The organism is Pseudoalteromonas sp. RW-H-Ap-1, assembly GCF_048318575.1.
Taxonomy (GTDB): Bacteria; Pseudomonadota; Gammaproteobacteria; order Enterobacterales; family Alteromonadaceae; genus Pseudoalteromonas.
In genome coordinates this window covers 1361926-1386682 of record NZ_CP166996.1, presented here as the reverse complement: position 1 = coordinate 1386682, position 24757 = coordinate 1361926, and the positions used below count along the sequence as shown (strand labels likewise).

The following is a 24757-nucleotide window of genomic DNA, read 5'->3' as shown; positions in this document are numbered from 1 at the left end:
CGATTATGTTGAGCGCGCAATTACAAGGGTTACTGTGGATTGTTGTCATCGTTATCGGCTTTTTAAGCATTAACAAGTCAACATACAGTCACTTATTTAATACTCCAGCAAGACAAACAGGTGTATTTGCTTGTGCGCTGGTGCTCGCTTTATTATGGCGTATCAAGGCCGGTATTTTGCCCGGTCTCGATCTGCATATATTAGGTATAACCGCTGTAACCCTAACACTGGGGTGGCGCCTTGCTATTTTAAGTTGTGTACTCGCAACAGCACTTTTAACTGCTTTTGGACAAATAGCACTAGAATTAGTAGCATTAAAACTCATTATTAGTGCCTTTATACCGGTGTTATTGAGCTATTTAGTTTTTATTGTCTGTTATCACTATTTAGCACGGCACTTTTTTATCTATATATTTGTTTGTAGCTTTTTAACAGCGGGTGTTGTTGCCTGTATTAACATTATACTCGGTGGTGCTTTTTATTACGCAATAGGTGAATATAGTTGGCATCAGCTAAGCGAGAATTATATTTATCTAAGTCCTATTTTGGCCTTTCCTGAAGCTATGCTAAACGGTATGGCAATCACTGTACTGATCACCTATCGCCCACATTGGGTAAAAACTTTTTTTGATAAGGACTATTTAGGCTCATGAGTCTTCATTACCATTGCCCTATTTGTAAACAGCCACTAGCACTCAATGATAAAACATTACGATGCGATAATAATCACAGCTTCGATTTTGCCAAAGAAGGCTATGTAAACTTACTGCCTGTACAAAACAAAAATTCTAAACAGCCTGGCGATTCGTTGGAAATGGTACAAGCTAGGCGTTCATTTTTAGAACAAGGTTATTATGGCTTTTTACAAACGGCTTTAGCCAATATTGTTAAGCCACTTAATGCCGACATAATGATTGATTTGGGGTGTGGTGAAGGATTTTATACTCACGCTATTGCTAATAACAGCCAGGCTAACGTATACGGTGTTGATATATCAAAGTCGGCAGTAAAGTATGCGGCAAAACGTTACAAACAATGCCACTTTAGCGTTGCTTCAATTAGCCAAGCGCCTTTTGATGATCACCTTGCTGACGTTTTGGTTAGTGTATTTGCGCCTTTATTTGACAGTGAACTTGCACGTCTGGTCAAAGATAATGGTTGCTTAATTGTGGCAAGCCCAGGCCCAACTCATTTGAAAGAACTAAAAGATTATATTTATAGCAACGTAAACGAGCACACACAAATAGCAGCACCTGCGGGCTTTGAAAATACATCGCAACAATTAATCACAGAGCAGGTATCGCTTACATTTAACGATGTTAAGAACTTAATTATGATGACGCCATTTGCGTGGAAGTTTAGACCAGAACATTGGCAAGCACTTGAGCAAAAACAACAGCATAGCGTCACATTGTCATTTTACATTACGCAATTTACTAAAACTGCTCTTTAGTAAACGTTTTATCCATTTTATCGAACATATCTTTTAGTAATTCGGCAAGCTCCAAATAGCGGGGCTTGTTTTTTCCCATTTGCGCGTCGTAACCGTTAGCAACCATTTTTGCAAATAACTCGTTATACCATTGCTGCATAGCAGGCTCTAATTCAGTTTGCGCACGTTTACCCAACCATAAAAGCCCTTGTAATGGCAACGAGATAAAAAACAGACTACTGGCAATCGCTTGGGGCAGAAAATCTGAGCCTAAATAATTAATCTGAAAAAACAGGGTCAGCATGGCTAATATTGGCATTACTGTGATTGCAAGCTCAGTGGCTCTGATCACTTTAAATTCTGCAAATAATGGCGCGACCTCTTTACGCATTGGCCATGTTTTAGCATAAGAACGCCCTAATTGAACTTGCGATATCACACTTTTTTGCATTAATAAATCCTCATAGTCTCGGTTTGTAACATTTCAACAAACGTAGTACTTATAAAAGTGTAACACAATTATAGCTGCTTTCACTTTATCGGTAAAAATGCTTAATTTCATAAGTAAAACTCACAAAAAGCATAAATTATCGAAAGAATCTCACAAAGCCCTTTTAATAAAGTCTACTACACTTTAGTCTAGGCTTATCTAAGCCACAAAGGCTTATACATCAACCAAGTGTACTGATTAATACTTAAATGGAAAATGAATCTATGCCAACACTCCCAAATAATCCGAACCATGTTTTGGTACTCAATTGTGGAAGCTCAAGTCTAAAGTTTGCAATTATTGATGCAAACACAGGAAACGACATTATATCAGGTTTAGCTGAGCGCCTAGGTGATAATGCTCCCTCAATCAAATATAAGTTTCAGGGAGAAAAAACCACTATTAAGCTTGCTGCTAACCAAGCACATGCCCAAGCACATGCCCAAGCAATTGATACGCTGGTTGATTTAATAAAAGATCACAATTTAGACGAGCAATTAGTAGCAGTGGGTCATCGTGTTGTGCATGGTGGCGAGCATTTTACTCAATCAGTTTTAATTGACGATAACGTCATTGCAGGTATTACCCAAGCAGCCACACTGGCCCCTTTACATGGTCACGCTAATTTACTGGGCATCTCATCAGCACAAGCATCATTTAAAGATTTACCACAAATAGCCGTGTTTGATACCGCATTTCATCAAACTATGGATGAGGTTGCTTATCTATATGCCCTTCCTTATCAACTTTATAAGGACTTTGGGGTTAGACGCTATGGGTTTCATGGCACTAGCCATTTTTATGTAGCAGGTCAAACCGCTAAAATGCTGGCTTTACCTGTTGAAGAAAGTAACTTTATCAGCGCCCACTTAGGCAATGGCTGCTCGGTGTGTGCAATCAAAAACGGTAAAAGTGTCGATACCAGCATGGGCTTAACCCCGCTTGAAGGACTTGTAATGGGTACCCGTTGTGGTGACATTGACCCAGGGTTATTTAACTTTTTAACTACGCAACTTGATTACACTGCGCAGCAAATTGATGACCTGCTAAATCAAAAGAGTGGCTTATTAGGAATAAGCGAGCTATCAAACGATTGCCGTACTATTGAAGAGGCTGCTATTGCTGGCAACTCTCAAGCCATGCTGGCACTTAATATGTTTTGCTATCGCTTAGCAAAACAAATAGCCGCCTATATGGTACCGCTACAAAAATTAGATGCAGTTATTTTTACCGGTGGGATTGGCGAGAATTCCGATATCATTCGAGAAAAAGTACTCACACAGTTAGCATTTTTGGGTATCAATTTAGATCCTCAAGCAAACCTTGATGCACGGTTCGGCCAAGCTGGATTAATTAGCGCTTCTAATTCAACAAGCAAAGCGGTAGTTATGCCTACCAACGAAGAATGGGTTATTGCACTCGACGCCGCAAACATCACCAAGGAGTTATAATATGGCTCGTCGTATTATGTTGGTTCCTATCTCTACAGGGGTGGGTTTAACCTCAGTATCTGTTGGTTTAGTAAGGGCGCTGGAACAAAAGACGGTTAAGGTTAACTTTTTCAAACCTATCGCCCAGCCACGTGCAGGTGAAACTGGCCCTGAAAAATCTACTCAAATTGTCACTCAAGGCTCACCAATTAACCCGCCAACACCGTTTGCGCTCGATTACGCAGAGCAAATGATTGGTGATGGTAAAGGTGATGACTTATTAGAAGAAATTGTTGAGCGTTTTCAAAGTAAAATAAACGATGACGAAGTGGCCATAATCGAAGGAATGGTGCCTACTCGTCGCCAACCTTATGCGGGACGCATAAACCGTGAAATAGCACAAACCTTAGGGGCCGATATTGTATTTGTGCTTACCCCTGGGAATTACAGTATTACCCAAATTGAAGATCGCCTTGAAATTGCTGCCGGAAATTACGGTGGCATAGATCACCCTCGTGTGCTGGGTTGTATTTTCAATAAAGTAAATGCCCCTCTAGATGAAGAAGGCCGTGCTCGCGCTGATTTAGTCGATACTTACAAGCCAGAAGCGCTTGATAACGAGCTTAACCGCCTAGCTTCTTTACCAATTTTTAGAAAAAACCCTTTTATGTTACTTGGTGCCATTCCGTGGGATTTTGAGCTGGTAGCGCCACGCGTTAAAGATTTAAGTGCCTATTTAAAAGCCACTATTATTAATGAAGGCGACATGGTGCATCGCCGACTAAGACGCATTACTTTTTGTGCCCGTACAGTATCAAATATTCTAAATTATTTTACCCCAGGTGCGTTATTGGTCACCCCAGGCGATCGTTCAGATATATTGGTTGCAGCCTGCTTGTCTGCTATGAATGGTACTAAACTAGGCGCTATTTTGCTCACCGGTGGCTTTGAGCCTGAGCCGCGCATCATGGCGCTGTGCGAACAAGCCATGCAAACAGGGCTGCCTATTTTAGCAACCGAAGGCGACACTTGGCGCACCTCGTTATTACTGCATAACTTTAACCTAGAAGTACCAAGCGATGATGAACAGCGCATTGAAAAGGTAAAAGATCATAACGCAGAGTATATAGATTCTGATTGGTTAGATACCTTAGCTAAAAGTGTGGGGAAAACCCGAAAACTATCCCCTCCTGCCTTTAGGTATTTATTGACTGAAAAAGCTCGTAAAGCCGAAAAAACAATTGTACTGCCTGAGGGTAACGAACCTAGAACCATTAAAGCAGCCGCTATTTGTGGCCAGCGGGGCATTGCTAAAACAATTTTATTAGGTGATCGTGATGAAATATTACGTATCGCCGAGCAGCAAGGCATTGAGCTTAACGAGCATGTAACTGTAATTGAGCCAAGCAGTATCATAAATGACTACGTAGCACCTATGGTGGAAATCCGTAAGAATAAAGGTCTTACTGAAGTAGTCGCCCAAGAGCAACTACAAGATCACGTAGTACTTGGCACCATGATGCTAGAGCAAGGCAAAGTCGATGGTCTGGTATCGGGTGCGGTAAACACCACTGCCAATACCATTCGACCACCGTTACAATTAATTAAAACTGCGCCAGGTTCATCATTAGTGTCATCTGTGTTCTTTATGCTATTACCGGATCAGGTTCTAGTTTATGGTGATTGCGCTATTAATCCCGATCCTAATGCCGAACAACTGGCCGACATTGCAATTCAATCTGCCGACTCAGCAGCAGCATTTGGTATTGAACCTCGCGTAGCCATGATAAGTTACAGTACTGGTGATTCAGGCAGTGGGGCTGATGTAGAAAAAGTGCGAGCGGCAACTAAACTGGCCCAGCAAAAGCGCCCAGATCTAATTATAGATGGACCACTACAGTATGATGCGGCAATTATGGAAAGTGTAGCGATTAAAAAAGCACCTAACAGCCCTGTTGCAGGTAAAGCAACGGTATTTATATTCCCTGATTTAAATACTGGCAACACCACCTATAAAGCGGTACAACGAAGCGCTGATTTGATCAGTATCGGTCCGATGCTGCAAGGGATGCGTAAACCAGTTAACGACTTAAGCCGTGGCGCATTAGTTGACGACATAGTGTACACCATCGCTTTAACTGCCATTCAAGCAGCGCAAGCTGAGGCACTTAATTAACTCATTTGACTAACATGCCCCTTTTATAGCCTAGCCAATTTTTAATTAATTATTAATAGGTTAGGTTATTTATACCTTACAACCCCCAAGCTTATCCACAGAAATTGTGGACAATTATTTTTTAATTAATAAAAACTTTAACAACGACTCCGTTTGGGCCTTTAACTTAGATTCAATACTCTATACTATAAAGCTATTATCTTGCTGCTAGGGATGGGTTTTATGTCAAAACAAACACTACAATTACACAGCACTGTTTTATCAATTCATAGTTTAGCGCTTGATGCCGACATCCCTCCTGCCCTGTTAAAGCAACCATTATTTTTTATTTCAAAAACGCACGATGAACTCTCGGTCGTTTGCCCTGATGACTTTATAATTGATAGCCAAGATACAGAATCGAATTGGCAAGCATTAGAAGTAATTGGCCCATTAGGATTTTCGTTAACCGGTATCATGGCAAATATTTCAGGGGTATTAGCAAGAGCTGGCGTGTCAATTTTTTCAATTTCAACCTACGACACCGACTATATCTTAGTAAAAAAGCAAACAGTCAACAAAGCGATGGCTGCTCTCAAAGCCGATGGCTACAACGTGGTAACTTAATTAATAATGAAATCTGAAGACGTTAGCTATTTAACTAAAAATAAAATTGGCCGAAGCGCAATACAAATAACCAGCCCATTCAGTGGCAAAGTTTTGCAAATGGACGCGCATCCTGAAGCTTTTTTCCGCTTTGGAACTTTAGGACCAGGGATTATTGTCAGCTTAACTAGCCATAAAGTGTTAGCGCCATTTAATGGGACTTTGTTGCAAGTTAAAAGCGGTGGGTGCGAGTTTATTTTAAAAGCTAAAAATGGCTTAAAAGTATTAATAAACTTAGCCGTTCCTGATTCTCAAACTCTCACGCATACTCATATTGCTCAGCTTAATGGCAGCAAAATAACCAAAGGACAGCGCCTCGCTTACTTTGATTTGCGTGAACTCGATACGTCTATTTTAGCTAGCCTTATCATACTCAATGGCCACGACTTAGGCACTTTTCATTATTCTCACCCGCAGGTCAATGCCGGTGTAGATACCTTATTAACTATTATCAAAAAGAAGTAGGTTTATGATCACTCTCTATGGCATTAGCAACTGCGACACAATCAAAAAAGCAAAAAAATACCTAAGCGATAATGACATCGCATTCACTTTCCATGACTATCGTAAAGATGGCGTTAATCATAATATGGTTAGCGATTTTGCAGAGCATATTGACTGGGAACAACTTGTTAATAAACGTGGCACAACCTACAGAGCGCTGTCGGATGAGCAAAAGCAAAGCTTAACGAAGCAAACTGCAATCGATATATTGGTTGAACAACCTGCAATGATTAAACGCCCTGTTCTTATTAATAACGGGCAATACCATTTAGGCTTTAAAGCAGCCCAGTACGATGAGATCTTTAAATAATGACTCACCCAGTAATCACCCTAGCCCAAGCTTTAATTCAGCGAGAGTCAGTTACCCCTGAAGATGCAGGCTGCCAACATATGATGAATGAGCGTCTAAGTGCAATTGGCTTTGACATAGAATCGCTATTTTTTACCGACACCCTCAATACCTGGGCACGAAAAGGCACGCAATCACCACACTTTTGTTTTGCTGGGCATACCGATGTAGTGCCCACAGGGCCTGAAAAGAATTGGCAGCACCCGCCTTTTGCAGGATTAATTGAAGACGGTTTATTACATGGGCGTGGCGCTGCCGACATGAAAGGCTCACTGGCAGCCATGGTTGTAGCCACAGAGCGTTTTGTAACCAAGCACCCTGATCATAAAGGCTCTATTTCGTTTTTAATTACCTCAGATGAAGAAGGCCCTTTTATCAACGGTACCACCCGCGTAATAGATACTTTAGAAGCGCGCGGTGAAAAAATTGATATGTGTCTTGTTGGTGAGCCCTCATCACGCGATGTGCTCGGTGATGTGGTTAAAAATGGCCGTCGTGGTTCACTCACTGGTTTTTTAACAATAAAAGGCGTGCAAGGGCATGTGGCTTACCCACATTTAGCGCAAAACCCAATTCATTTAGCTACGCCAGCTTTAACCGAGCTAAGCCAAACTGTATGGGATATGGGTAATGACTTTTTCCCAGCCACCAGCTTTCAAATCTCTAACATTAATGGTGGCACAGGTGCTGGTAATGTGATCCCGGGTGAGCTTGAAGTACAATTTAACTTTAGGTTTAGCACCGAAGTTACTCATCAGCAGCTGCAACAAAAAGTGAACGCGATTTTACAAAAACATAATTTGAATTACGAACTAAATTGGATTGTAAATGGCCTACCGTTTTTAACCGATCACGGTCCGTTAGTTGACGCTACCGTCGCTGCCATTAAATCAGTAACTGGCTTAACCACTAATTTAGAAACAACAGGTGGGACATCAGATGGCCGCTTTATTGCCCAAACCGGCGCTAAAGTAATCGAGCTGGGACCACGTAACGCCACAATTCATAAAGTTGATGAGTGTGTCAGTACAGACGACCTGATCGCGCTTGCGGATATTTATGAACAAATATTAGAACAACTGTTAACTTAATGACTGCAAATAAAGAACTCATACAATGCATAACCGGTCAAAGTGATGCACACTTAGTCGCCATACAAAACCATTATTTGCATGCCAATATTGTTAACGACTTTATTGCACTGCAATCAGCGGCCGCATCCGCTGGCTTTGATTTATGTATTGCATCAAGTTTTCGGGATTTTAATCGTCAATCAGCTATTTGGAATGCTAAATTTTCAAATAAGCGCGTGGTGTTAGATAAAGCGCAACAAGCCGTTGAACTAAATTCACTGAGTGATATTGAAAAATGTACCGCCATAATGCTGTATTCTGCACTGCCAGGGGCAAGCCGCCATCATTTAGGCACTGACTTAGATATTTTTGATAAAAGCGCAGTGAGTGGCGATTATGTGTTGCAACTAACCCCCGATGAGTATCAGCATGGCGGACCTTTTGCCAAACTAAGTCAATGGCTAGACACTCACCTAGAGGAGTTTGGATTTTATCGGCCTTATCAGCACGATTTAGGCGGTGTTGCCCCAGAACTTTGGCACATTAGCCACATTGCGCAGTCAGAGCAGCTTATGAGCCATTTATCACTAGAGGTATTACACAATTGTATTAAAGAGAGTAATTTATTCGGTAAAGACGCTATTTTAACCCACTTACCAGCATTGTATGAACGCTTTGTGCTTAATGTGAGCCCACCTGCTAAGCGGTGTTAGTTTTTTTATTTAACGTAAAAACCAATACCGCTAGTAAAATAATACTGCTGGAGAGCATAAATTGCACAGTTAATGTTTCTGATAAAAACACCGCTCCTGCAATAGCTGCCAAAACGGGCACGCATAACTGCACTATAGCTGCATGCGTGCTTTTTAATAATGGCATAGCCACATACCAAATACTGTAACCAACACCCGATGCTATCGCACCTGAGCCAATGGCAAGTAACACTCCTTCCATACGAATATCTTTAAGCTGGCTCATACCCACCACTATTAAAACAGGTAGCACTAATAAGCTGCGAATAAAGTTATAAGTGGTGGCTCTAAGTGGTGATACACACGCTTTGCCTCTAATACTATAAATTCCCCATGCCACGCCACTTATACTCATTAATATTGCCGCCATTAGCGGTGGCGCTGTTTGCGATGGTAGCATTAGGTAAACAAAAGCCACAAACGCCACAATAAATGCAAGCCATTGCACAGCGGTTAAGCGCTCTTGTTTATAGATGCCCCAACCGATCATGGTAAATTGCACCGCAGAAAACAAAATAAGCGCACCCATGCCGGTATCTAGCTCTATATAAGCAACAGAAAAACACAGCGCATATATCAACAAGCTCGCACTGCTTCGCCAGCTTCCGGTATCGTTAGTAACAGAACTACTTAATTGTGATTTTTTATTTAACTGCCTTGTATAGAGCAGCATAATAATGGCCAAACACACCGCCCCGCTGAGTATCCTTATAACAGTGAAATTCCACGCATCAATATAACCTTGTGCCAACGCTAAACGACACAATAATGAATTGGCAGCAAAGGCAACTAACGCGATAATAGTGAACAGAGTGGCTTTCAAATGAATTCCTAATGTGTTGATAAATATGTACCGTGTTTATATACAGGTTAAATTAGCGTCCATTGTTGTAAACGTTAACATGGATATTTTTTAAATGATATTAAGGGTTTTTAGTCTATGTTTATACGCTACGCTTTTTTACAATCTTTCACACCTGCATTTATCGGCCATGTGTTAACCTTATAAAATAGATAAGAGGAGTGCGTGTGCGTCACATTTTAATTTTCAGTTTTTGCTTTATCATAAGTGGTTGCAGCACCATTGGTTTTAACGATCTATTTAATGATTATGCCACAAACACCACTCCTGTTAGACAAGCTATTAGCAATAATAATATTGAAAATGCACGCGCCCTTATAAAAACCAATAGTAAAGCGCACAGTAATTATTTACTGAACCAATTAGAGCAAGGACGTATTGCTGATTTAGCTAATAATCCAGACAGTGCGCAAACATATTTTGAAAATGTCTATCAACAAATGCAAGCTAAACGCCAAGCAGCCAAAATACAAGTAAGTGCAGGGCTTGAGCAAAGCAATGCGCTGTTAACCAACGACTCAGCAATAGGTTATATCCCCCCTGCTTACGAAATGAGTATGTTGCATAGCTACAAAGCACTTAATTATGTTTATAAACGCGATATTGAGAGCGCGTTAGTTGAAATACGCCGCGCTAATAAAGTACAAGTTGATGCACTACTTGATAATCAAAGCGAGTTTGATAATGCCATTGCCCAAGCACAGCAACACTACCCAGACATGGATAATTTAACTCGCTCGGTAAAAAATGGCTTTCAAAATGCGTACACGTTTTACTTATCCGGGTTGTTATATGAAAAAGCAAAGCAAGGCGATGATGCCTACATAGACTATAAAAAAGCACTCGAAATACAACCTAACAATCCGTATTTACAGCAAGATTTACTACGCCTTGCTAAGCAGCAAGGTTTTGCGGATGACTACCAGCAATTTAAGCGACAGTTTGGTGAAGTAAACGCCATAGATAAAAATCAAGGCGAAGTAGTTATATTGTTTGAACAAGGCCTTATACCAAAACAGCATGAGTTTAAATTGCGATTGCCTATTTATACTTCGCAGGGGGATGCCCGCTTTTATAGCCTAGCAATGCCTGTTTATATTAATAATGCCTACAGCAGTGCCGTTAATAATTTAAAAGTTGATGACCAAAAATTAGCATTAAGCCCGTTAGTACATTTAGAGGCACTGGCTGCTAAAACGTTAGAGCAGCAAGTCGCTGGGCGTGTTTCAAGGCAAATATTACGCCTTGTCGCTAAAGAAAAAATGCGTGCAGAGCTTGCGCGCAGTGCCGGCGATGTAGGGAACATTTTGGCAAACTTGTATAACCTTGCATCTGAGCAAGCAGATACGCGCAGTTGGCTTACCCTACCTAATCAGATCAGCCTTGCCCGCAGTGCAGTTAAAGCAGGCGAGCATACTTTAAACGTTGGCTCACAACCGCCAATAAATTTTACCGTTAGTAAGCAAGGGTTAACGTTAATCTACCTAACCTCTGTTAATAACTATTTTAACTCCCATGTAGTGCAACTTTAGGAGCCATCATGAAATACATACTTCCCGTTATTGCGCTGTTTATGCTTAGCGCATGTAGCAGCCGACCTGTAACCTCAGGTATTGGGGTTGAGCAAACTGCCAACGCTTACAAAGAGCAGCTCAATGTTAATAATCCACAATTAGCTAAAAAGCTTTTAATCAGTGATGTAAAAACGCGTCAAACAAATAACCTTACCGATGTGGTAGTTACTTTAGCGAGTACCTATAAAAAGTCGCAATACTTACAGTATCAATTTAACTGGTTTGATAAAGATGGCTTTGCTATTAAAGGCAACCACTCACCGTGGCAGGCCCTAACGCTATTTGGCTTTGCTAAAACTCAGCTTGCAGGGCTTGCGCCTAGCTCTGATGCCGTTACCTTCTCATTAGCTGTGAGAGAAGTATCAACCGACGCACAAGAATTTAAAGATTAAAGGAAATCATGATGATCAATAAACAATTTAAAACACTGTCTAGTTATGCAATTTTAGGCTTAGCAGCATTGACACTTTCAGGCTGTGCCAATAAAGCAGTTGTCAGCTATGGTGATGCTCAAGCCGTAGAAACCACAGATATAAACTTTGGCTCTACCGACTTACAAAAAGTCGCCTCACAAATGACCGACTCTCTGCTTAGTTCGCCTGTAGTTGGTACTATGACCGCCAACACACGTCCAGTGGTATTTGTAGAGCGTATTAAAAATAAAACTAGTGAACATATAGATACTGAATCAATCACCGACTCAATCTCTACTCAATTACTGCGTAGCGGCAAATTTAGATTTGTTGATATGACCCGTGTAGAAGCAGTTCGTGAGCAAATTTCATTTCAAAACGAAGACGCTCTAGTCAACCCAAGTACTGCGGTGGCTTTTGGTAAGCAAATTGGTGCGCAATATATGCTGTACGGTAACCTATCAAGCATTGTTAAATCTAATGCCGATAAAGCCGATGTGTACTACAAATTTACAATGCGTTTAATGGATATGCAAAGCGGCCTTGTTGAGTGGGCTGACGAAACTGAAATTCGTAAAACGCGTGAAAAATCAACATTTGGTTGGTAACAATAGGAGCGAACTATGAAAACGCTTAGCTTAATTTTATGCGCTTTATTAGTAGTGAGTACCCCAACGTTTGCCAAGTATGAACGCAATAAAGCCGTTCCTGTACAGCAAGTACTATTTGGGAAAGTAAAGTCGGTGCGCACTATTACTGAGCAACAATTAGTACAAGACAAAAGTAACGGCTGGAAGACCTTTGGCGGTGCCTTATTAGGCGGTGTTATTGGTAACCAGTTTGGCGGCGGCAGTGGTCGTACTGTAGCGACTATTTTAGGATCGGTGATTGGTGGTAACGTTGCCCATAATCAGCAGCAAACACAACGCTATGAACACACTCAACTCGTTGAATTATTGATACAAGTAGAAAGTGGTGAGCAATTTATGGTGGTACAAGACAGCGATCCCGCTATGCGTTTTCATCAAGGGGATAATGTTCGCCTTATTTACTTAACTAATAACACAGTACGAGTAGATAGCGCGTATTAAGCCTCTTGCAAGGCGATAGCTGAAAAGTAAAAAACCTAACTTAGGTCACTAAGTTAGGTTTTTTTAAAGGGTAATTACCTTTATTTTAAGCTGGTTCTTTTGCCCAAAGCTGCTCATTTTCATGCATTTCATATAAGCCGTGAGCACGATTTATAAGTAAGTTTGCAAAATCGGCTTGGGTTTTATCACGCGCACCCGCTGTAATAATTTGGTCGGCTTTTAACTGCCACTGCAATGAAAAATAACGCATGGCATCACGTGCATCTTTTGCTGCAGACGCTTCAGCATGATCGGTTGGTAAACGACCGGTGATCACCCAGTAGCTTTTACCATTTTGCGCTTTAAATTTCCAAAGCGCACATAAAGGCGCTAAAAAACGACTTTCTTTTTCAAGCAAGGTTTTAGGCATAATGCCTTTTTCAGCTAAATGTTGTTGTGCATTTTGAAAACACTCGCGCTGCCATTTAATTTCTTGTTGCTGAAGTTCAGCTTGCTGCTCTGGTGTTAATGGTTGTTGTTCTTGTTGCTGCATTTTAATAACCTTTTTACTTCTTTGTTTACACTTTAAGGGCATAACAAATAAGGCGCAAGCATAAATAGCGTGCTTAACACCTTATTCGCAGCTGTTTGCTGAATTTTCAAGCAAAGCACACTTACTTTATGTTGTGATCAAACGAGCCTACAGCACCTGGGAATACCACTGGTGATTCCACCCCCTGTTTATTCACGCTAGCAACCCCAAAATAGTAGTTATCAATAACCACATTTTTTAGTGTAAATTCACTGACATTATCAACCCATTGGCTATATTGCCATTGTGGCTCACTGGTGTAGCGCCAGTATATACGGTAGCCCGCTACATTTTCATCTTCTGTTGGCTGCCAAGTAAGTGTGGTACTGGCGCGCACAGCACCGCTAATTTTCACCTCTTTTGGAGGCGCAGGAGCCCATGCCATTGACGCAAGACTAACCGCATTTAATGAAGTTAGCTTTGCGGCGTAATCAAAATCAACCCCATCAATGGTATCACCGTACACAACCCCATTTTCTGTGCGCAGGTCTTGATGTTGGCGATCATAATGCTCGTTGGTTTCCATAATACGCACAGCCGCAAAGCCCGCATCATTAAACGGACGGTGATGCCCGCCTCGAGCAAAGCGGTCGAGCCTGTATACCAGCATGGTATCTAAGTTTTCAATATATTTATCAGCAATGGTGTCTATGTAACGTGCTAAATTACGGCTCGCTGAGTCAACTTCGCCGCCAGTAAAACGACGAGTGCGGGCTTGTTCTTTAGTTTCAACGACGCGCGTGCCTTCAGAAAAAATACGTGCAGTGGTGTTATCGGTTACGCCATTAATGCCAGTAATATTGCCAATCATGTCGTTATTTAAAACACCATGCACTTGCCAGTTATTTTTTTGTGCGTAAGCAGTTAAAATTTTACCACCAAATAAACCTTGCTCTTCACCTGAGAGTGCGGCGTATACCACTGAGCCATTAAATGTATATTGCGATAACACCCGTGCAGCTTCAATAACACCGGCAACCCCTGATGCATTATCGTTTGCCCCCGGTGAATCGCTAGTAAAGTCCATAACATCACTAACCCGCGAGTCTATATCTCCCGACATCATCACCATACGGTTAGGATCGGTATTACCGCGCTGAATCGCAATTATATTAACCACTTCCACAGGGTTAGGAATACGCTTTTCTCCCGAAATGGTTTGCTTTACTTCTAGTATTTCTAAACAGCCACCACACTGTGCAGAAATTGCTTCAAATTCTTTTTTTATCCAACGCCTTGCCGCACCAATACCACGAGTATCCGATTTAGTTTCAGATAAAGTATGGCGAGTCCCAAAATCCACCAACGTTTGAATATCATCTCCAATACGTTGCGCTGAAATTTGCCCTGCAATAGTGTGTAATGATGCTTGTTGTGTGGTTTGTGCCGCCACACTATAAAATGGTGCGCTACAAACAGATGCAACCGCACTATACTTAATAAGCCGAATAACTAACTTTAAAGGTGAAATTGACATAGCAGTTTAATCCTCATTGTTGATGTTTTTAAAATGACAGCTCTACAGTTATACAGCAATGCTTTTGAGATAGACGTTAAAAACCTCAGGTTAAATTACATTTAATTAACATTAGCTAGCTTGCTCGGCTTGGTTCATTGCAACTTATAAATACGCTAGTTTAATAAAAATAATCACTTATGCTGATTTGTACGTATACTAAAGAAAGAAACACGATTAATCAGCTATCATTTTATATACCCTGTTTAAAATAATAAGGTGCTGTAAAAATATGAAGAAACATGAAGAATTACCTGAGGATCATGTTGATCCCCTTATGCAGTATTTACATCATGCGATTCGCTTTGCTATTAAAATATTAGCGGTACTCATGGTGTTGGTTATTTTTTGGAGTATTGCTGATGTAGTTTATGTTTTATATATGCGATTGAGCTCTCCCCCTTACTTTTTATTAAACATTGAAGACATTCTACAAACCTTTGGTGCTTTTATGGTGGTGCTTATAGCAGTAGAAATATTTACCAACATTCGTTTATATTTAGGTTCAAGCTCACTGCCGGTTGAACTGGTTATTGCCACCGCACTAATGGCTGTGGCACGTAAAATTATTGTTTTAGATTTAAAATTAGTGACCTCAGAGCAAATTGTTGGCCTTGCATTGGTAACAATAGCCTTAGGTATATCTTACTGGCTGGTAAAAAATAAAACCGGTCACACAAAACTTTAAAGCGTTAACTCAACTTAAGATAACACTTATACATCTCATTCCCACTGCGCCTTTGTGCTTTACAATGGTATAGTGGGACACCTCTATAAATACTTAATAAGCTTCTAATATGTATCGATTATTTGAACGGATGACTAAACCGTTTCCGGAGCGTTCTCCATCTCAACCTCCTAATACCTTATTTGCATTTTGCCGCCATTACACCAAAGGCATGGAACTGTCGTTGGTGCTTATGTCGCTCAGTGCCGCATTATTAGCTATTTTAGAAGTGTCTTTATTTAGTTACATGGGGCAACTAGTTGACTGGTTAGGCGAGTACACCCCTGAAGAGCTGTTTTCACAGCATCAATCCGAATTAATAAAGATGGGGTTAATGCTTTTGGTCGTGATGCCCATAGTGGTATTTTTAGGTCGGCTATTTTACATCAAGCACTGTTGGGCAACTATCCAATGTCGATTCGCTGGCTAGCGCACCGTTATTTGTTACGCCAAAGTGTTAGCTTTTATCAAAATGAATTTGCCGGAAGAATAGCCACTAAAGTATTGCAAACCTCATTGGCCGTGCGTGAGTCGGTCACTAAGTTACTTGATGTATTGATGTACATTGCCGTTTATTTTGGCTCAATGGTGTTTTTAGTAGCCGCCTCAGATTGGCGCTTAATGCTGCCGTTATTAGTGTGGTTAGCACTATATATTTGCGTGCAAATTTACTTTGTACCACGGTTAAAAAGCATTGCTAGCTCACAAGCTGATGCACGCTCAGAAATGACCGGCCGTATTGTTGACAGCTACACCAATATTTCAACCATTAAGCTGTTTTCTTATACTCAACGCGAAGAGCAATATGCTAAACAAAGCATGGATGTATTTTTACAGCCTGTTTATAAACAAATGCGTTTGGTAACAAGCCTTAATGTGGTTATTCAAAGCTTGAACTATTTACTGGTATTTTCGGTGGCAGCGGTGTCTTTGTATTTATGGTCGTTAAGTGCCATTAGCGCGGGGGCTATTGCCGTGGCATTGAGTTTATCGCTAAGGCTTAATGGTATGGCTCAATGGATCATGTGGGAAATTAGCAGCTTATTTGAAAATATTGGTACCGTAGCCGATGGTATGCGCACCCTGTCAAACCCAATTGCAGTTGATGACAAGCCAAAAGCCGATAGCTTAAAAGTAACTCAAGGGGCAATCGACTTTAACGATGTACACTTTAATTATGGTAAAGCCGCTAATGAAAATAACCGAGGTCCAGTAATTAACGGTTTAAACTTAAATATTAAACCGGGCGAAAAAATTGGCTTAGTAGGTCGCTCTGGCGCAGGTAAATCCACATTAGTTAACTTGTTGCTACGTTTTTACGATACAGACAGGGGTAGCATTAGTATTGACGGTCAAAATATAACCGATGTTAGCCAAGAAAGTCTCCGCCGTTATATTGCTATGGTTACCCAAGATACATCCCTACTACATCGCTCAGTAAAAGATAACATTTTATACGGCAGACCCGACGCCACAGAAGCCGAAATGCTCGATGCGACCAAACAAGCCAAAGCGCTCGATTTTATAACCGATTTAGAAGACAGCAAAGGCAATAAAGGCTTTGATGCACAAGTGGGCGAACGAGGGGTAACCCTCTCGGGCGGGCAACGTCAACGGATTGCTATTGCTCGGGTGTTACTTAAAAATGCGCCTATTCTTATACTTGATGAAGCCACCAGCGCTTTAGACTCAGAGGTAGAAGCAGCTATTCAAGCCAGCTTAGATGATTTAATGACAGGCAAAACGGTCATTGCCATTGCACACCGATTATCAACCATTGCACAAATGGACAGGCTTATTGTGCTTGATAAAGGTGGCGTTGTAGAGCAAGGCAGTCACGATGAATTAATTACCAAAGGCGGCATTTATGCTGCACTGTGGGCACATCAAACCGGCGGCTTTATTGGTATTGAATAAACAATAATGTGTAAGGTGCTACTTAAGATGCCTTACACACTTAATTATGTTCTTAGTTCGATAAAATTTTAAATAAGAATGCTGTATTGGTAACAGTATTATTAATTACGTATTGAGTGAATTGCTCGGCTTGATTAATACAAAGTGCTCTTATAATATACGCTCCAAAATATAGATGGATTAAAAGTTTAAATTTATGGAAAAAGTTCTTACTCTACTTTTACTTAGCGCATCATTCAGTAGTTTTGCAGATACCCCTTATATTGGTGTTGACTACATGATGAGTGATATCAAAATAAGTAATGAAAACGCGACCCCTAAAGGTGCATTGATACGTGCTGGTATCAGTAACAATAACATGGCTTTTGAAGCGCATTACCTAGCATCAAACACGAGTGATAATATTTATAATACAGAGTTAAATTTAGACAAAAGCTTAGCCCTTTATTTTGTTATGCAATCTGATGTAGTAAATGGCTTTGGTCTGGACGTTTCATTGGGTTATGCAAAAAATCAAGTTGTTGTGTCTAATCCTTCCACATCAATAAATGGTGATTATAAATATGATGGTTTTTCTTGGGGAGTCGCAATGCACCAGCAAATTCCTTATTTAGAAAACACTCAAATAAGACTTGGTTATCAATCCCTTTTCAAAGGTGATGATATCGAAATAGCTGGTTATACCTTAGGCTTTGTTTATCACTTTTAGTAATGTATGAAAGGAAGCAATTGAAATATGATTAATATACACAGTTTTTTTAAATTATCTGTAACCGCATTATTTATTATCAGCGTTACGGGTTGCGGTTCTGAAAGTGATACAACGGATCTTGCAAAAGCAATACAGTTAGACAAACTTCGTTCTGAAGGCACCATTATTGAATCTGTTAAGATAGTTGGAGATCAACAACGCTTAAAGCCAGGTGAGACATTACAATTAAGTGCTACGGGTATAGATAGTAATGGTGACACGCGCGACATTACTAGTGAGGTAACCTGGGAGTCTAACGATCCGACTATTGCAACTGTAAATAGCAATGGTGTTGTAAATGCGGTTTCGAGTACTACAGCAAACCAAGGGGCTGTATCTATCATAGGAACTACCATCAATGATATCTCAGGTGAAGGTGAGGTTTCAGTAAGTGATGTCGCAGTAACTGAAATTAACTTAAAAACAGCCGCTTCTAACATTGATTACATTAATACATGTATACCTGCGCAATTATCAGCCGATCTTACCTATGCTGATGGATATACATCTTTAAATACCATTAGAGGTTTAAGTTTTGCTGTTGATAACGGCAGTACTGCAACAATCAACTCTGACGGCTTATTGTTTACATCCGCTCCTGATGTTGAAGATACAACTATTACAGCTAAAATAGACAACGTTCTTGGTAAGCTGACAGTGAAAGCAGATCCTAAAAATTTAGAGTCTATCGATATTTTAGTTAATGATGAGCCAACTGAAGAGATCAATCTTAATATTGGCGATCGTATTCAAGTTAGTGCAATTGCCTCTTTGGTAGCTCAAGAAGCTAAGACTATTAATGACACTATTACTTGGTCGCAAGTAGGAACCCGTTATATTGGTATAACAGATGAAGGCGAAAACAAAGGAACGCTTGTTGCGCTCAAATCTGGTGAAACTCAATTAATTGGCAGCTGTGGCAACAAGCAGAAAATTATTACAGTAACAGTCGATGGTTCTGATGATTTAAATGATCTTCAAATAAATGATGGCAGTTCAGTATTAACTATGACCCCTCTTGGTTCAATTAATCTCACACTGACGGCTAATAGCAGTGATGAAACTTCAAGTGTGAATGTAACTGAATTTGCTGATTGGAGCATTAATGGAAGCAGTTTGGTAACTACAAAATTAATTAGCGCAGGTACAGAGAATGCGGTTTATAGATTAACCAGTAAAACGAATAGCGCTGGTAGTTTTATTGTTTCAGCGACCTACGATAATCAAGTAAGCAGCGTTCAGGTAAATATTGAATAAATAACCCTTCTATATTTGTGGATGCTATTTAAATTATTTAACTAGGGTCTGTTGGTCTTTTAAGGTTAGATTTGTAGTAATCTGTTTGGCATTTAGGCAATAACGCTGCATCAATGCCAAACAGGCGCTGCCCATCGAGCTCTTCCCTAGGGTGGATTTACTCTTTGTTGCCCACTGAATGTAGGTAAGGAGCGTTAGCAAGACGCGAAAACTTTGCTCGGACTTACTTATTCTTACATGGATGTAAGCCAGTAGAATAACGCGTGAGCAGTTACCAATTGCTCACGAGGTTACAAACCTCGCGCCACGATTAAAAAGACCCTACATGCTGCTACTACCTATCAGACTAAAAGTTAGTAAAACTAATGCCCTACCCCTTGATATATATATTAAAGTGTTACTTTTGTTTTTCATTAAGTTGTTCACCATGTCTTTTTTAATCAAACATAAATACACCCTCTATGGGGTGCTCGCTATTTTACTTTGGAGCAGTTTAACTGCTTTTGTTCGTGATTTATCGGAGTTATTTAGCCCAATTGGCGGTGCTGCTTTGATTTATAGCGTCAGTGCGATTTTTTTAATGCTTGTCATGGGTGTACCAAAGCTAAACAATTGTCCAAAGCGCTATTTAGTCTTTGGTGGCAGCTTATTTGTGATTTACGAAATGTGTTTGGCTTTATCGCTTGGCTTTGCAAATAGTCGCCAGCAAGCGTTGGAAATGGCGATTATTAACTACCTTTGGCCAGCGTTAACCATTTTATTATCGATTATTGTTAACCGCACTAAAGTAAGCGTATTAGTCTACCCCAGCATACTGATTGCGTTTTTTGGTGTTGTATGGTGCATTGCAGGCAATAGTGGTTTATCTGTGAAAATATTAACCGCTAATATTAGTGACAACCCATTGCCCTATTCTATGGCATTTGCAGCGGCGTTTATTTGGGCTGTGTATTGCAGTGTAACGGTTAAACTTAGCGAGGGTAAAAATGCCATTAGTTTATTTTTTGCAGCCACGGCAATCTGTTTATGGATAAGCTACGGATTGAGTAATGAACCCAGCTTTGAGTTTAGCCTAGATTCTAGCTTTACCTTAGTATTGGCAGGCGTGGTTATTGGTGGAGGTTACGCACTATGGAACCAAGCAATAATTGGCGGTAACCTAGTGTTGTTAGGCACCTTGTCTTACTTTATTCCTGTATTATCGACGCTATTTGCCTCGATTTATTTATCAATATCGCTTACCAGCGCATTCTGGCAAGGCGTTGTTTTAGTTACATTAGGCTCATTAATGTGTTTTATTGTGACCCGAAAAACAAAGCCAAATAAAATCAAGGAATAATTGCGCGAACCGAATTCCCCTCAGACGCGCATCGTATTTCAAAGCTATGTGATGAATTAACTGTAAGGTTCGCTTTAAATAAAACGCCATTAAAGAATAAGTATTTAGTCATCTCCTCAAATAACTTTATATAAGTCAACAAAACTCACCCGTTTAATAAGCCCTTGCTCACTAAAGACAATAGCTATTGAATTAAAAATATTATGAGTCTGCTTAAATCTTTAAGTCTACAAGTGCTTCGCATCTAATGTGACTTTATTGCCTCTAAAGCTTAACACCAAGCAAACTAAAGTATTATTTTTAAAGGTAAAAGCAAAACTTATTGATTACACAGGAAGAAAAATGATACAACCCTGTACCTCAATTGTGTACTACAGATTGAGATAATCATTATCAAAGGAAAGTTATGAAAATATATACATTTATTTTGGCCTTACCACTATTAGGTATCACCGGCTTTGCAACTGCACATTCCCAGCAAGAACGAACGTTTAAACCGCAGCCTGCTATTGTAGAACGCGTCATGCATCACGGCGTAAACCAATACAGTAATAGCAATGCACCTGTGGCACGATCACAACAAAAGCCGCAACAGCTACCTCAACAAACGCCAATACAGCAACATATTAGAACGCAGAGAATGTTAAGTCAGGTAATGGTCGTTAGTTGTGATTTGAATGCCCTTGCTGTTGCAAATCCCGTGACGATTATTGACGAAGTAAAGCGCCAAGGTACACGGTGTATCAACGAGTTATTCGCTGCAACCGATCTTCAACCACAGATTTTTACCACCGATAATATGATTGCTGTAGCTAACCATGCTAACTCACTTTCACAAAGTTACACTGGTGGTGGCAATGAGCAGATCGAAGCTTTATTTTTATATTTGCGAACCGGCTTTTATGCAGAGTTTTATAATGACTCTATCGACTTTCCTGCATTGGTAACTCCTAGCGTTGCAGCTGCTATTGATGCCTTTGTAAACAATCAACATTTTTATGATAACAACGATGGCCATGGTAAAACACTGTCAGAAGTCATTATTACAATGGATAGTGCTGAACAACAACATCGTTATCTTGAAGTTGTTAAGCAATGGCTAACGCGTTTTGATAAAAGTTATGCGAGCAGTTGGAATATGCGTAATGCAGTTAATGGAATTTTTACGTTGCTATTTCGCGGGCAGTGGAATGAAGAATTTGTAACGTTAATAGCAAACGATAAAGCTTTAGCAATAAAATTAAGTGAGTTTACGCAAAAACAATGGTTAATTGGATCTGACGGAGAGTTTTTAATAGTAAATGCAGCAAGTGAGCTTGCGCGCCTAAAAAAATATTCTAAAGCAAGTATTCAACCTGATGTAGACGCAGGCTTAACTAATATTTTTAATACCTATCAAAGTTATGGCTATGGTGATGCCGTGTGGCTTGGCGCTGCAGACATTGTAAATTATTACACTGATTGCAGTAAGTTTGGTGTTTGTAATTTTGTAGATACACTCACTCAACAAGTACTTTCCCAGCAGTATAATTGTAGCAACACCATAAAAATCCGTTCACAGGCGATGACAGCAGGTCAACACGCTGCAGCATGTGATGCAATGCAGGCTGAAGAAGGGTTATTTCATGCTAAATTAGCCACAGAAAATATGCCTGTCGCGGATGATTATAACCGTTTTTTATACGTAAATATTTTTGATAGTAGTGATGACTATAGCAAGTATGCTAAAGCCATTTTTGGTATTAATACTAATAATGGCGGAATGTATTTAGAGGGCGATCCTTCTGATATTGATAACGAAGCCAACTTTGTAGCTTATGAAGCAAGCTATGCACAAGCGGATCATTTTGTATGGAATTTAGAGCACGAATATGTTCATTACTTAGACGGTCGTTTTAACTTATATGGTAACTTCAACTCACCAACCGAAGAAATTGTATGGTGGTCTGAGGGGGCCGCAGAATACATCGCGAATCAAAATGATAATGAAGCGGCAATAAATACCATAAAAAATGGACAGCGTTTTACCCTGCAGCAAATATTTGCCACTAACTACGATGGTTTTGATCAAGATAGAATTTATCGTTGGGGCTATTTAGGTGTACGCTTTATGTTTGAGCGCTACAAAGAACAACTCAACGCCATGCTCACAGACACACGTCAAGGAAATTGGCGTGCGTACAAAAATAAAACCCAGCAATGGGCTAATAACTATGAAAATGAATTTGTGCAATGGTGCGATCAGCTAGTATATGGTTCGCCGTTAAATATTGCACCGAGTGCCAATATAAATGGCCCATATGCAGGCCTAGAAAATACCCCTATTACGTTCTCAAGTGTTGGTAGTAGCGATAGCGACGGAAATATCGTAAGTTATACTTGGCTCTTTGGCGACGGTATTAGCAGCACAGATGCCAATCCAACACATACTTTCACGCAGTCAGGTGAATATACCGTATCATTAACCGTCACTGATAACGATGGCGACATTGATATGAAAACAATTATCGCAACCGTAACTGAAAATACTCAAGGTAATAAACAAACGCTCATAAATGGTCAACCCCTTTTTATTTCTCAAAAGCAAAACACCCAGTTACAGTTTAATTTTGACGTCCCTTTTGGCGCTAGCGAATTAACATTTAGTCTAAATGATGGCACAGGGGATGCTGATTTATACGTCAGTTTTGACTCAGAGCCAACCTTATCTCGCTATGACTGTCGCCCATACCTTGAAGGAAATAACGAACAATGTATTTTCAATCCTGCCCGCGTAGGAAACTATTATGTAATGGTAAACGGTTATAATAACTATGATAATGTAAAGCTCACTGCATCATATAAAGAAACGCATAGTTCACTGCCTGATGCATGTGCAACGTCATCAGGGCAAAGTGAAGGCCGCCTTAACGATGGTGAAGTCATATGTTTAAGTAACAGTGGTCCAATGTGGTTTGCCATTGCAGATGTAAATAGTCAGTCAGGTATTTCAATAACATCAGCAAATGGTAGCGGTAATATTGACTTAAGTTACTCGAATAGTACTTGGCCAAATGGTAGTAACGAGATTGCAAACTCTACTAATAGTGCGAATAACGAGTGTATTTTCATTCGTGATCAGGAGCAGTTTTGGGGGTACCTAAAAGTCTCTGGAAACAGTGAGGGCGCAAGTCTAGTGGTTGACTTTAATAGTACTGGTTGCCGATAGTATAAATATTTTTTAAAGCGAAAAGCCGATTAGCTTTTCGCTTTAACCATTTAATTAGCTTGCTAATCGCAGTCCCAATAGCACTAACATCACAATGTTTGCAATCACACTGATTAAAAAGAAGTAACTACGCGGGCTGGGGTTTTTCTCGGTGGCAATTGCGTAATACAGTGCCATATGAATTAAACGTGCAATCACATATACCCAAATACAAATTGCAAATACCGAGCTGTGATAATTCATTACAAAAGCAAATAAAACCGTTCCTATAAATAGTGCACTGTTTTCTAGGGTGTTATGAAAAGTACGATGCGCTCTAAATATAAAGCTCCCATGAGATAGCTCTTTATCAATTTTCCCAGGCACTGCACCAGGTTGTTTAGCCTTACTAAACGTCGCAACTGCCCACTGAACTAACATCATAATTAAGTATAGGTAAAATGCTACAAACGCAGAATGTGCTATATCGGTCATTGTTTTTTCCTTTGTGTTGTTATTAGAATAATAGTTAAAGCAACTATTAAGCCAAATTTAACCAACTGATATGTATATAAATTATTTTATAAAATATACATTTTTTGTAATAGATTCCTGCTTTATATAAAAATTACGGTGTTTATGTAATGTATATTAAACCTTAAAACAATATTAATACTAATTACGTATTTTATAAATTTAAC

The 24757-nt window shown here is 40.0% G+C and carries 23 protein-coding genes and 1 pseudogene; 19 read left to right on the top strand and 5 right to left on the bottom strand.

The window, feature by feature from the left end:
• The first annotated feature begins 5 nt into the window (after positions 1–5).
• The gene (locus AB8618_RS06485) at positions 6–653 is read left to right on the top strand and encodes an energy-coupling factor ABC transporter permease (protein WP_409425278.1); all 648 of its coding nucleotides are present in this window, start codon (positions 6–8) and stop codon (positions 651–653) included.
• Positions 650–1453 (top strand): 23S rRNA (guanine(745)-N(1))-methyltransferase, encoded by an 804-nt coding sequence (rlmA, locus tag AB8618_RS06480; protein ID WP_409425277.1) that lies wholly within the window; start codon positions 650–652, stop codon positions 1451–1453. Before AB8618_RS06485 ends, rlmA begins: the two co-directional genes overlap by 4 nt.
• Here rlmA and yfbV read toward each other — a convergent pair.
• Positions 1437–1883: a terminus macrodomain insulation protein YfbV gene (gene yfbV / locus AB8618_RS06475; protein WP_138604877.1), complete on the bottom strand. Its 447-nt coding sequence runs from the start codon at positions 1881–1883 to the stop codon at positions 1437–1439. The genes rlmA and yfbV overlap by 17 nt on opposite strands.
• Positions 1884–2146: 263 nt before the next feature.
• Here yfbV and AB8618_RS06470 point away from each other — a divergent pair, with 263 nt between their 5' ends.
• From AB8618_RS06470 to AB8618_RS06440, 7 genes are all read left to right on the top strand, one after another.
• The gene (locus AB8618_RS06470; protein ID WP_413401835.1) at positions 2147–3373 is read left to right on the top strand and encodes an acetate kinase; all 1227 of its coding nucleotides are present in this window, start codon (positions 2147–2149) and stop codon (positions 3371–3373) included.
• Position 3374: 1 nt separating this feature from the next.
• Positions 3375–5528 (top strand): phosphate acetyltransferase, encoded by a 2154-nt coding sequence (gene pta, locus AB8618_RS06465; RefSeq protein WP_413401833.1) that lies wholly within the window; start codon positions 3375–3377, stop codon positions 5526–5528.
• A 222-nt stretch (positions 5529–5750) separates the two neighbouring features.
• Positions 5751–6134, top strand: a complete 384-nt coding sequence (locus tag AB8618_RS06460; RefSeq protein ID WP_171039579.1) for an ACT domain-containing protein — start codon at positions 5751–5753, stop codon at positions 6132–6134.
• Positions 6135–6140: 6 nt separating this feature from the next.
• Complete coding sequence (locus AB8618_RS06455) at positions 6141–6638, top strand: PTS glucose transporter subunit IIA (protein ID WP_413401831.1); 498 nt, start codon at positions 6141–6143, stop codon at positions 6636–6638.
• 4 nt (positions 6639–6642) lie between these two features.
• Positions 6643–6987 (top strand): ArsC family reductase, encoded by a 345-nt coding sequence (locus AB8618_RS06450; RefSeq protein ID WP_409425272.1) that lies wholly within the window; start codon positions 6643–6645, stop codon positions 6985–6987.
• Entirely contained in the window at positions 6987–8117 is a 1131-nt protein-coding gene (gene dapE / locus AB8618_RS06445; RefSeq protein WP_413401829.1) for a succinyl-diaminopimelate desuccinylase, read from the top strand. The genes AB8618_RS06450 and dapE overlap by 1 nt, the downstream gene beginning before the upstream one ends.
• Positions 8117–8812, top strand: coding sequence for a M15 family metallopeptidase (locus tag AB8618_RS06440; RefSeq protein ID WP_409425270.1), 696 nt, complete (start codon positions 8117–8119; stop codon positions 8810–8812). Before dapE ends, AB8618_RS06440 begins: the two co-directional genes overlap by 1 nt.
• On the opposite strand, the gene AB8618_RS06435 is transcribed toward AB8618_RS06440, so the two are convergent.
• Positions 8799–9674: a DMT family transporter gene (locus tag AB8618_RS06435; RefSeq protein WP_409425269.1), complete on the bottom strand. Its 876-nt coding sequence runs from the start codon at positions 9672–9674 to the stop codon at positions 8799–8801. The two genes, AB8618_RS06440 and AB8618_RS06435, sit on opposite strands and share 14 nt — an antisense overlap.
• Positions 9675–9880: 206 nt before the next feature.
• Here AB8618_RS06435 and AB8618_RS06430 point away from each other — a divergent pair, with 206 nt between their 5' ends.
• From AB8618_RS06430 to AB8618_RS06415, 4 genes are read left to right on the top strand one after another with little or no spacing between them, the layout of a single operon-like run.
• A complete protein-coding gene (locus tag AB8618_RS06430) occupies positions 9881–11245 on the top strand; it encodes a COG3014 family protein (RefSeq protein ID WP_413401826.1) in 1365 nt (454 codons plus the stop codon).
• An 8-nt stretch (positions 11246–11253) separates the two neighbouring features.
• On the top strand, positions 11254–11679 hold the full coding sequence (locus tag AB8618_RS06425) for a YcfL family protein (protein WP_413401824.1): 426 nt from the start codon (positions 11254–11256) through the stop codon (positions 11677–11679).
• Between the two features lie 8 nt (positions 11680–11687).
• On the top strand, positions 11688–12308 hold the full coding sequence (gene lpoB / locus AB8618_RS06420) for a penicillin-binding protein activator LpoB (RefSeq protein ID WP_413401822.1): 621 nt from the start codon (positions 11688–11690) through the stop codon (positions 12306–12308).
• Between the two features lie 15 nt (positions 12309–12323).
• Positions 12324–12791 (top strand): glycine zipper 2TM domain-containing protein, encoded by a 468-nt coding sequence (locus AB8618_RS06415; RefSeq protein WP_131690920.1) that lies wholly within the window; start codon positions 12324–12326, stop codon positions 12789–12791.
• Positions 12792–12876: 85 nt separating this feature from the next.
• Here the strand turns inward: AB8618_RS06415 and AB8618_RS06410 are convergent, their stop codons facing one another.
• Positions 12877–13323, bottom strand: coding sequence for a DUF4826 family protein (locus AB8618_RS06410; protein ID WP_138604887.1), 447 nt, complete (start codon positions 13321–13323; stop codon positions 12877–12879).
• Positions 13324–13444: 121 nt separating this feature from the next.
• On the bottom strand, positions 13445–14839 hold the full coding sequence (locus AB8618_RS06405; RefSeq protein ID WP_413401818.1) for a M28 family peptidase: 1395 nt from the start codon (positions 14837–14839) through the stop codon (positions 13445–13447).
• A gap of 271 nt (positions 14840–15110) precedes the next feature.
• On the opposite strand from AB8618_RS06405, the gene AB8618_RS06400 reads away from it, so the two are divergent.
• The 6 genes and pseudogenes from AB8618_RS06400 to AB8618_RS06375 all read left to right on the top strand — a co-directional run bounded on the left by AB8618_RS06400 (position 15111) and on the right by AB8618_RS06375 (position 24077).
• Complete coding sequence (locus tag AB8618_RS06400; RefSeq protein ID WP_138604889.1) at positions 15111–15566, top strand: phosphate-starvation-inducible PsiE family protein; 456 nt, start codon at positions 15111–15113, stop codon at positions 15564–15566.
• 109 nt (positions 15567–15675) lie between these two features.
• Positions 15676–17522, top strand: a pseudogene (locus AB8618_RS06395) (ABC transporter ATP-binding protein).
• Positions 17523–17718: 196 nt separating this feature from the next.
• Positions 17719–18231: an outer membrane beta-barrel protein gene (locus AB8618_RS06390; RefSeq protein ID WP_409425263.1), complete on the top strand. Its 513-nt coding sequence runs from the start codon at positions 17719–17721 to the stop codon at positions 18229–18231.
• Positions 18232–18258: 27 nt separating this feature from the next.
• The gene (locus tag AB8618_RS06385) at positions 18259–19530 is read left to right on the top strand and encodes an Ig-like domain-containing protein (protein WP_409425262.1); all 1272 of its coding nucleotides are present in this window, start codon (positions 18259–18261) and stop codon (positions 19528–19530) included.
• A gap of 427 nt (positions 19531–19957) precedes the next feature.
• A complete protein-coding gene (yddG, locus tag AB8618_RS06380; RefSeq protein WP_409425261.1) occupies positions 19958–20869 on the top strand; it encodes an aromatic amino acid DMT transporter YddG in 912 nt (303 codons plus the stop codon).
• 406 nt (positions 20870–21275) lie between these two features.
• Complete coding sequence (locus AB8618_RS06375) at positions 21276–24077, top strand: collagenase (RefSeq protein WP_409425260.1); 2802 nt, start codon at positions 21276–21278, stop codon at positions 24075–24077.
• A 54-nt stretch (positions 24078–24131) separates the two neighbouring features.
• Here AB8618_RS06375 and AB8618_RS06370 read toward each other — a convergent pair whose 3' ends face one another.
• On the bottom strand, positions 24132–24551 hold the full coding sequence (locus AB8618_RS06370; protein WP_138604895.1) for an MAPEG family protein: 420 nt from the start codon (positions 24549–24551) through the stop codon (positions 24132–24134).
• Between the last annotated feature and the right edge of the window lie 206 nt (positions 24552–24757).

What these genes read in the sequence shown, in the direction of transcription:
- AB8618_RS06375 (WP_409425260.1), top strand. Translation starts at nt 21,276, where the DNA reads ATGAAAATATATACATTTATTTTGGCCTTACCACTATTAGGTATCACC.
- AB8618_RS06405 (WP_413401818.1), bottom strand. Translation starts at nt 14,839, where the DNA reads ATGTCAATTTCACCTTTAAAGTTAGTTATTCGGCTTATTAAGTATAGT.
- AB8618_RS06385 (WP_409425262.1), top strand. Translation starts at nt 18,259, where the DNA reads ATGATTAATATACACAGTTTTTTTAAATTATCTGTAACCGCATTATTT.
- pta (WP_413401833.1), top strand. Translation starts at nt 3,375, where the DNA reads ATGGCTCGTCGTATTATGTTGGTTCCTATCTCTACAGGGGTGGGTTTA.
- AB8618_RS06400 (WP_138604889.1), top strand. Translation starts at nt 15,111, where the DNA reads ATGAAGAAACATGAAGAATTACCTGAGGATCATGTTGATCCCCTTATG.
- AB8618_RS06410 (WP_138604887.1), bottom strand. Translation starts at nt 13,323, where the DNA reads ATGCAGCAACAAGAACAACAACCATTAACACCAGAGCAGCAAGCTGAA.
- AB8618_RS06455 (WP_413401831.1), top strand. Translation starts at nt 6,141, where the DNA reads ATGAAATCTGAAGACGTTAGCTATTTAACTAAAAATAAAATTGGCCGA.
- dapE (WP_413401829.1), top strand. Translation starts at nt 6,987, where the DNA reads ATGACTCACCCAGTAATCACCCTAGCCCAAGCTTTAATTCAGCGAGAG.
- rlmA (WP_409425277.1), top strand. Translation starts at nt 650, where the DNA reads ATGAGTCTTCATTACCATTGCCCTATTTGTAAACAGCCACTAGCACTC.
- yfbV (WP_138604877.1), bottom strand. Translation starts at nt 1,883, where the DNA reads ATGCAAAAAAGTGTGATATCGCAAGTTCAATTAGGGCGTTCTTATGCT.
- AB8618_RS06485 (WP_409425278.1), top strand. Translation starts at nt 6, where the DNA reads ATGTTGAGCGCGCAATTACAAGGGTTACTGTGGATTGTTGTCATCGTT.
- AB8618_RS06470 (WP_413401835.1), top strand. Translation starts at nt 2,147, where the DNA reads ATGCCAACACTCCCAAATAATCCGAACCATGTTTTGGTACTCAATTGT.
- AB8618_RS06390 (WP_409425263.1), top strand. Translation starts at nt 17,719, where the DNA reads ATGGAAAAAGTTCTTACTCTACTTTTACTTAGCGCATCATTCAGTAGT.
- AB8618_RS06425 (WP_413401824.1), top strand. Translation starts at nt 11,254, where the DNA reads ATGAAATACATACTTCCCGTTATTGCGCTGTTTATGCTTAGCGCATGT.
- yddG (WP_409425261.1), top strand. Translation starts at nt 19,958, where the DNA reads ATGTCTTTTTTAATCAAACATAAATACACCCTCTATGGGGTGCTCGCT.
- lpoB (WP_413401822.1), top strand. Translation starts at nt 11,688, where the DNA reads ATGATGATCAATAAACAATTTAAAACACTGTCTAGTTATGCAATTTTA.
- AB8618_RS06460 (WP_171039579.1), top strand. Translation starts at nt 5,751, where the DNA reads ATGTCAAAACAAACACTACAATTACACAGCACTGTTTTATCAATTCAT.
- AB8618_RS06370 (WP_138604895.1), bottom strand. Translation starts at nt 24,551, where the DNA reads ATGACCGATATAGCACATTCTGCGTTTGTAGCATTTTACCTATACTTA.
- AB8618_RS06440 (WP_409425270.1), top strand. Translation starts at nt 8,117, where the DNA reads ATGACTGCAAATAAAGAACTCATACAATGCATAACCGGTCAAAGTGAT.
- AB8618_RS06450 (WP_409425272.1), top strand. Translation starts at nt 6,643, where the DNA reads ATGATCACTCTCTATGGCATTAGCAACTGCGACACAATCAAAAAAGCA.
- AB8618_RS06415 (WP_131690920.1), top strand. Translation starts at nt 12,324, where the DNA reads ATGAAAACGCTTAGCTTAATTTTATGCGCTTTATTAGTAGTGAGTACC.